7 protein-coding genes are annotated in these 7353 nt (G+C 41.8%); 5 read left to right on the top strand and 2 right to left on the bottom strand.

Translation table 11 applies throughout. The annotated features are described in order from the left end of the window. Positions 1-422: 422 nt before the first annotated feature. The 4 genes from EWV84_RS06725 to EWV84_RS06710 all read left to right on the top strand — a co-directional run bounded on the left by EWV84_RS06725 (position 423) and on the right by EWV84_RS06710 (position 5167). Entirely contained in the window at positions 423-1706 is a 1284-nt protein-coding gene (locus tag EWV84_RS06725) for an aspartate aminotransferase family protein (protein WP_287077340.1), read from the top strand. Positions 1707-1870: 164 nt separating this feature from the next. Further along, positions 1871-2560, top strand: a complete 690-nt coding sequence (locus EWV84_RS06720) for a Uma2 family endonuclease (protein WP_287077339.1) — start codon at positions 1871-1873, stop codon at positions 2558-2560. 18 nt (positions 2561-2578) lie between these two features. Beyond that, a complete protein-coding gene (locus EWV84_RS06715; protein ID WP_287077338.1) occupies positions 2579-4717 on the top strand; it encodes an O-linked N-acetylglucosamine transferase, SPINDLY family protein in 2139 nt (712 codons plus the stop codon). Positions 4718-4753: 36 nt separating this feature from the next. Continuing rightward, positions 4754-5167, top strand: a complete 414-nt coding sequence (locus tag EWV84_RS06710; RefSeq protein WP_287077337.1) for a hypothetical protein — start codon at positions 4754-4756, stop codon at positions 5165-5167. Positions 5168-5412: 245 nt separating this feature from the next. On the opposite strand, the gene EWV84_RS06705 is transcribed toward EWV84_RS06710, so the two are convergent. Together EWV84_RS06705 and EWV84_RS06700 are read right to left on the bottom strand one after the other, a co-directional pair. After that, the gene (locus EWV84_RS06705; RefSeq protein WP_287077334.1) at positions 5413-5808 is read right to left on the bottom strand and encodes a hypothetical protein; all 396 of its coding nucleotides are present in this window, start codon (positions 5806-5808) and stop codon (positions 5413-5415) included. A gap of 282 nt (positions 5809-6090) precedes the next feature. Next, positions 6091-6405, bottom strand: coding sequence for a hypothetical protein (locus EWV84_RS06700; protein WP_286826468.1), 315 nt, complete (start codon positions 6403-6405; stop codon positions 6091-6093). A gap of 265 nt (positions 6406-6670) precedes the next feature. On the opposite strand from EWV84_RS06700, the gene EWV84_RS06695 reads away from it, so the two are divergent. After that, on the top strand, positions 6671-7174 hold the full coding sequence (locus EWV84_RS06695) for a hypothetical protein (protein ID WP_287077332.1): 504 nt from the start codon (positions 6671-6673) through the stop codon (positions 7172-7174). Positions 7175-7353 lie beyond the last annotated feature (179 nt).

Raw genomic sequence — 7353 nt, 5'->3', positions numbered from 1 at the left:
TCCCGTTAGAGCCGCCCTTGCTTAAAGGGAGATGAATCGCGACCAAAATGAAACTAACGCGGTAGCGTTTCCACTTTCGAGGGATTTCGCTAGAATACAGAAAGCGGTAAAGCGCGTAAGGTATCACGGAAACCTCCCGATCCTTTGTACCTCGGAACAAATATCGCCCTTGAAAATGTAATGGTGACGGGTCAAGCAGGATAGAAGCTTAACGGCTAAGGTCAATTCTGCCCACAAATAAAATTCAGAGCCGTCCGCCGCCGGGCAGTCGGTAGACGTTAAACCAAAACGCTTGTGGATTCGGTCTGACGGGGGCATAGTCTTCGGATTGTGTCTAGTTAAGAGGAGTAGAAGCAAGAATCTCCCGTCACAGCGTAGCTTGACGGCGAGAGTGTCAAGTCTAATCGCGCAGGAGTTCCCCAGTGAGTCCAGAAACCCTTTTAGAACCAACCCTAGTTGATCCCACTCCCAATTTAAACCCGAATCAACCCTTCGATCGAGATAGTTTTAACAGCTATGTGATGAATACTTATGGTCGCTTCCCTATTGCGATCGCCAAAGGGTTAGGCTGTCTTCTCTGGGATACTTCCGGTAAACAATACCTTGATTTTGTTGCGGGAATTGCCACCTGTACCCTCGGTCATGCACACCCCGCTTTAATTGCAGTGGTTAGCCAGCAAATCCAAAAACTCCATCATGTCTCGAATTTATACTATATTCCCGAACAAGGGGAACTAGCTAAATGGATTGTCGATCATTCCTGCGCTGATAAAGTCTTTTTCTGTAATTCTGGTGCGGAAGCGAACGAAGCGGCGATTAAATTAGTACGAAAATATGCCCATACGGTGCTAGATTTCCTCGAACAGCCGGTTATTTTAACCGCTCACGCTAGTTTTCACGGTCGGACTTTAGCTACCATCACCGCAACCGGTCAACCGAAGTATCAAAAAGACTTTGAACCCCTGATGCCGGGGTTTGCCTATATTCCCTATAATGATATCGAAGCGGTGGAAAATGCGATCGCTGATCTCGATGAGGGTAATCGTCGGGTGGCTGCGATTATGTTGGAACCCTTGCAGGGTGAAGGGGGAGTTCGTCCAGGGGATATGGAATATTTCCAACGTTTACGGCAAATTTGCGACGAAAATAACATTTTGCTTGTCTTTGATGAAGTACAGGTGGGAGTGGGAAGAACTGGTAAACTCTGGGGTTATGAGAATTTAGGAGTGGAACCGGATATTTTCACTTCTGCTAAGGGTTTAGCGGGTGGTATTCCCATCGGTGCGATGATGTGCAGAAAATTCTGTGATGTGTTTGAACCGGGTAGTCATGCGAGTACCTTTGGAGGTAATCCTTTCGCTTGTGCCTCAGCTTTAACAGTATTACAAACCATTGAACGGGATCATATTCTCGAAAATGTCCAGCACCGAGGGGAACAATTACGCAGCCGTTTACGGGTGATTGCTTCTCAATATCCCCATCTATTTGTCGATGTGCGCGGTTGGGGTTTAATTAATGGTCTGGAAATTAATTCAGAAAGTGAGTTGGTTTCATCTACCATTGTTAATGCAGCTTTGACAGAGGGTTTATTAATTGCTCCGGCCGGTCCGAAAGTTCTCCGTTTTGTCCCTCCTTTAATTGTCTCGGAAACAGAAGTAGATGAGGCTATGGATAAACTAGAAGTTGCTATCGCTAAAGTGGTTTAATTTCAGTTATCAGTTATCAGTTATCAGTTATCAGATGTAAGTCTTAAGTTTTAAGTTGACAGTTTCCAGTTATGAGTCAATTCTTTTTGAGCTTTATCCCCCTAACTGTCACCTTTTCACTGGACTAGGGGAGGATAAATCTACTGTTGTTCGGGGTAAATAAAATGATCACTTCTGAACCTATTTATTCCCTCCCTAAAACCCCTCCTTTAGAAAATGGGGATCAACTAAGTCGCCAGGAATTTGAGTGCCGTTATCAGAACCTTTCTGAAATAAAAAAAGCCGAATTAATTGAAGGAATAGTTTATATGTCTTCTCCTGTGCGAGTGCAGAGTCATGGAGAACCTCATTCTGATATTTTAACTTGGTTAGGGGTCTATAAAGCTGCCACAATTGGGGTGATGTCTGCGGATAATACCACAGTGCGTCTGGATGCAGATAATGAGGTACAACCGGATGCTTTACTAAGAATTAAAATTGCTGGACAATCAACTATTAGTAACGATGATTATATCGAAGGTGCGCCAGAATTAATCGTAGAAATCGCCGCTTCTAGTGCTTCCTATGATCTCCACAATAAATGGCGAGTTTATCGTCGTAATCAAGTGCAAGAATATCTTGTTTGGCGAGTTTATGAACGTCAAGTAGATTGGTTCCGATTAAATGCTGGAGAATATATTAAACTTGAACCCGATAGTCGAGGGATAATTTACTCGCAGGTTTTCCCTGGTCTTTGGTTAGATGTTAATGCTTTATTAGCGGGTAACTTAGGACAGGTTTTGACAGTTTTACAGCAAGGTTTAGCCAGTCAAGAACATCAAGATTTTCTGAAGATATTATCTCAAAAAAAATAGTAATTGATATTTAAATATATGAATTGGCATCCTGACGCTTATCAAGCTTTAATTGCTGAAGATTATCCTCAAGTTGCGGCAATCTATGAGGAACTAATCGATAACAATCCCGAAAATATTTCTGACTATTGGTACTTGGGAGTTGCCTATCTTCTGCAAAATTTAGAAGCAGCAGCACAGGTGATGTGGCAAAATGTTTTCAGGGAAGGAAATCCCGAACAAGTTAAGCAATGGCAAGCAGAATTAGAAGCAGTTTTAGACGCAGAAGCGCGACGACAACAAAGCAAAGGTGATCTGGCAGCTGTAGAATATCTTCGCTATCATCTACAGGAAATTGTTCCCAAGTCAATTAATAATTTATTAGCTTTATTCGATTTAGCTTTAGATTTAGAAATATTCGATCCAGAAGAACTACTTAATTATCCTATTCAAGACAATCTCAGATATAATCCTAACCGAGAATTGCTTTTAAATGTAGTTCTCAAAAGTCTTTTATATCCCCACGAATTAACTTTAGATTTAGCTCAAGCAAGTTTACCCTACCTAGAGGAATTAGCTGATAGTTTTATCCCGCAAGCTTTTCAGATAGCGGCACGAGTCACCAACGAGCAACAAAGTCCCACTTTTGGAGTAGAAATTATTAAACTTTGTCTGCAATTAAGACCAAATGATCTGAGTCTTTTAGAACAGTTAGTTAACCTCTATATTTTAGCCGAAGACTTTGATAATTCTTTGATAACTGCCTATCAATTGCGAGAAATTTGTCTAACTCCAACCCTAAAGTTATACAGTAATTATCTAATTTTGTTAATACTTTTGCGCTGGGGAGTTTGGCAAGAAATTGAGCATATTTATCAAGAATATCAGAATTTATTACAGGAATTAATCCGTCAGAAAAATATCACTTTAGAACCAATTATTAAAACTAGCTTTCTCAATGTTTCTAGTCCTTTACCCTACCTAGGCGATCGAGCCTTAGCCAATCGACAATTAACCAATCGCGTCGCCGAAATTTTCCTTGATAATAATAGTTTTAAAACTCCTTTGCTTACGATCAAAAAAGTTCAAGAAAAACTAACGATCGGTTATCTTGCCAGTACCTTAAAACATCATTCCGTCGGTTGGTTAAGTCGTTGGTTAATTCACCATCATGATCGAGAAAAATTGCAAATAGCCATCTATACTATTAACCAAAAAGAAGATGAAATTACCCGTCAATGGTTCCGGGATAGCCGAGATATTATCCGTCATTTTCCCTACGCTCAAAATCCCCTAGAAGTTGCCCAACAAATTCAACAAGATCAGATAGATATTCTAGTAGATTTAGATAGTTTAACCCATAATCTCACCAATCAGATTATGGCGCTGAAACCCGCGGCAAAACAAGTGACTTGGTTAGGTTGGGATGCTTCTGGATTAGCAGCTATTGATTACTATATCGCCGATCCCTACGTTTTACCCCAGCAAGCGGAGGAATATTATCGAGAAAAAATCTATCGTTTACCAGAGACATATTTAGCAGTGGATGGTTTTGAAATCGGCACTCCCAATCTACGTCGAGAAGATTTAGAAATTCCCCCCGATGCTACCATCTATTTTTCCGTACAAAGTGGCATGAAACGCCATCCTGATACCATTAAACTTCAGATGAAAATTCTCGCACAAGTACCCAATAGTTATTTTCTGATTAAGGGAGTCGGTAAGACTGAAAAAATTCAAGAATTATTTACTGAAATAGCGATTCAGGAGGGAGTTAATCCCCAAAGATTGCGGTTTTTACCGAGAGATATAGATGAATATACCCATCGCGCTAATTTACAGATTGCCGATGTGGTGTTAGATACCTATCCCTACAATGGCGCTACCACCACCTTAGAAGTTTTATGGCAAGGAATCCCTTTAGTTACACTGGTAGGAGAACAATTTTCCGCCCGCAATAGTTATACTTTTATGATTAATGCTGGTATTGAAGCCGGAATTGGCTGGAATGAGACAGAATATATCGACTGGGGAGTAAAATTAGGACTCGATCGCTCCCTTCGTCAAGACATCAGCCATCAACTGTTAGGAAATCGTGACATAGCTCCCCTCTGGCAAGGGAAAAAATTCGCTCAAAATATGGAAAACGCCTATCTAAAAATCTGGGAGGGAAGTTGATAATGAGAAAAAATTCAACTAATAGGAGTTTAACTGATGACAGCCGCAACTGAAAAAGATTTAAAAAGATTAGAGGATTTAATTATCGGCATTGCCAACGGACAGAAGGCGATCGAAAACCGACTAACCGCCATGGAAAACCGACTAACCGCCATGGAAAGCCGACTAATCACCATGGAAAACGGACAGAAGAATTTAGAGTTAGGGCAGTCGGAAATTAAAGGCGATATCCGAACCCTAGACGCGAAGATAGAGGGTTTAAGCGATCGAGTTAAAGTTATAGAGAACGCGGCGGGGAAAACCACCGATCTCGCCGAAAAAGTCGGGGAATTGAAAAACTGGAAACAGATAGGAGTAGTGGTGATCACCGCTTCGATCAGTTCGATCCTCAGTGGTGTTACGGGTGGGGTAATCGGTTGGCTAATCCGAGCGGCGAAAGTTAATCCCTAATGGTGTTGCCGAATCAAGATATGAAGACTGATTTTGCACCTGTCCACCAGTCAACCTAGTCCTAGGTTTTAAAAATTACCCAAGAAGACAGGTAATAATTATCGCCAAAATACTCTAGGCAGTAGCCTAAATAACCAACCTCAAAAAAACTCTCTGCTACACTTGATTCAGTAGATGCACCCTGATGAAAAAGGAGAGTCAAAGAAAGCTCTCCTTTTTTTGTTGAGAAAGCAATCCGGGGGGATTTAGCGGCGGTTAGCAGGTAGTTTCGCCTTGCGCGCCATGTCTTTGAAACCATTCAAACTTGGACCAGGGCGACGGCGAGACAGACTAGGAGTAATCAAGTATTTTGTCGCAAATTCCACTTCTTGCGGCTCTACTTTACCGTTAGTAGCGGCTACGGGTGCTGGTGCGCTCACAGGAGCGGCGGGAGTTTCTTTTACTTGCTTTTCTTTCTTAACAGAAGTTTTTTTGGCTTTTTTCTCGGCTACGGGGGCGGGAGCAGACTCCACAGCAGGGGCAGGTGCTTCCACAACAGGCGCGGCTGCTGCCGTGGTTGCTGTCGCTTTTTGTTCACCATCGGTTTCTTTTAGTTCTAGGTAAAAGTCAGATTTTTTGCCACCAAAGAGATTTTTTAACATCGGGGATCACTCCGAGAGTTGGGAAAATGTAAAAGACTAGGTATTTTAAAATTTATCATTGACCGGGATCAGGCAGCAAACAAGATTATTATCTTGACAATTTCCCTCTTTCATCTATTTTTCTCTGGATAATCCCTACCAGAAAAAGTTTTTAAAAACAAGTTAAATTTACAAAAATTTACAAAAATTAAGGATGAGAAACCCCGACGCAAACAATGGCAAAAACTGCTAGAGACGTTGCTGACAACGTCTCTAGATTATTTATTGGGGATTTGGTCGGATTTAGCCAGCTGCGGGTAAACGGCTGCCGCTAACTCCGGGGACAGAACCGCGACGAATGTTGGTTTCCGCTTCGATGGGAACGAATTCAATATGATTGAGGAGGGTAGTAACGAAAGCAAAGAGTAAAAAAGGCAAAGAGAGGACGACGACTAACCCTACGGTAGCGAGGGCGAAAATTTGTCTAGTGCTACTCCAAAGAGCTAGAGTGGAAGCCAGAGTAAGAAAAATAACGATTAACCAAACGATTATTTGTCCGTAAATATCTCCGAAGGTGAGGGTGCAAACCATGCGATAGTTACGAAAATCCTTATCCATAACAGTAAACCCCTAGATAGTTAGTTATTGTTTTAGGGTAAGTCTAGAATCGTCAGCTTGGTCAATATTTAAAGGTTTTTTTGACACTTGTTGATAAATCTTTACAATTCTGCCCCGAGCGGGTAGCCAAATCTAGAGGTAAGAGCGGTATTGCTTGGTTGCCCTCAGAATTGATAAGAATTGCTAAGAATTACCAAAAAACTGGCCAGAATTTTGGCGAACGCTCTTTACAATTAAGTTAGAAAGGCAAGGAGGAGCAAGCCTAATGAAAACTTTTGTTGAGCGTTATTGGTCTTGGTTTAATTGGACAACCCTAGCCATGGTTGTTCTCGGTTTCTGGTTAAGTGCCAGTTTCGTCATCGATTTAATCATTCTCCCCAGCTTATCCGTAGCTGGCATGATGACACAAAATGGCTTTGCCAGTGCTGGTTACTTGCTGTTTGGCATTTTTAACCATCTGGAATTAGTTTGTGCGGCGATTGTGCTGTGTAGCTTTGTTGTCTTCCACCGCTATCATACCTTAATCCATCTCCCCGAACATCGATCGCTCCTATTCGCCGGTGTTCTCTTAGTAATCACCCTAATTTACACCTATTTTCTCACTCCCAATCTGAGCGCCATGGGTTTACTGTCCCCCGTTACCACATCGGGAATGTCGGGAGAAATGATGTCCTTGCAGATTGGTTACTGGTTTCTAGAAGTGGTTAAAGGTTTAATAGCTTTTACCCTGTTGCGCTGGTGTTGGCGAGATGCCTTTAAGTTGGCTTAGTTTTTGATTACAAGCGGGGTTCAACCCGCTTTTTTTAGTTTTAGCAATATAACGGAGGCAGGGTAGGGCTGTTTCATTCTCCCATGAGAATATCAAAAGTAAAAGCGATCACCGTCAGGTAAAATGAGAAGTGACCGCCAACCTTTAAAATATATGTTGAGCTTAATAGAAAAACTGAA

Source organism: Microcystis sp. M_QC_C_20170808_M3Col (assembly GCF_007095505.1).
Classification (GTDB): Bacteria; Cyanobacteriota; Cyanobacteriia; order Cyanobacteriales; family Microcystaceae; genus Microcystis.
Note: the sequence above shows the minus strand (reverse complement) of the source record. Positions and strands in the feature narration are given on the sequence as shown.

Bases quoted from the DNA above. Each gene is read 5' to 3' on its own strand.
- EWV84_RS06720 (WP_287077339.1), top strand. From the start codon at position 1,871: ATGATCACTTCTGAACCTATTTATTCCCTCCCTAAAACCCCTCCTTTA.
- EWV84_RS06715 (WP_287077338.1), top strand. From the start codon at position 2,579: ATGAATTGGCATCCTGACGCTTATCAAGCTTTAATTGCTGAAGATTAT.
- EWV84_RS06710 (WP_287077337.1), top strand. From the start codon at position 4,754: ATGACAGCCGCAACTGAAAAAGATTTAAAAAGATTAGAGGATTTAATT.
- EWV84_RS06705 (WP_287077334.1), bottom strand. From the start codon at position 5,808: ATGTTAAAAAATCTCTTTGGTGGCAAAAAATCTGACTTTTACCTAGAA.
- EWV84_RS06700 (WP_286826468.1), bottom strand. From the start codon at position 6,405: ATGGATAAGGATTTTCGTAACTATCGCATGGTTTGCACCCTCACCTTC.
- EWV84_RS06695 (WP_287077332.1), top strand. From the start codon at position 6,671: ATGAAAACTTTTGTTGAGCGTTATTGGTCTTGGTTTAATTGGACAACC.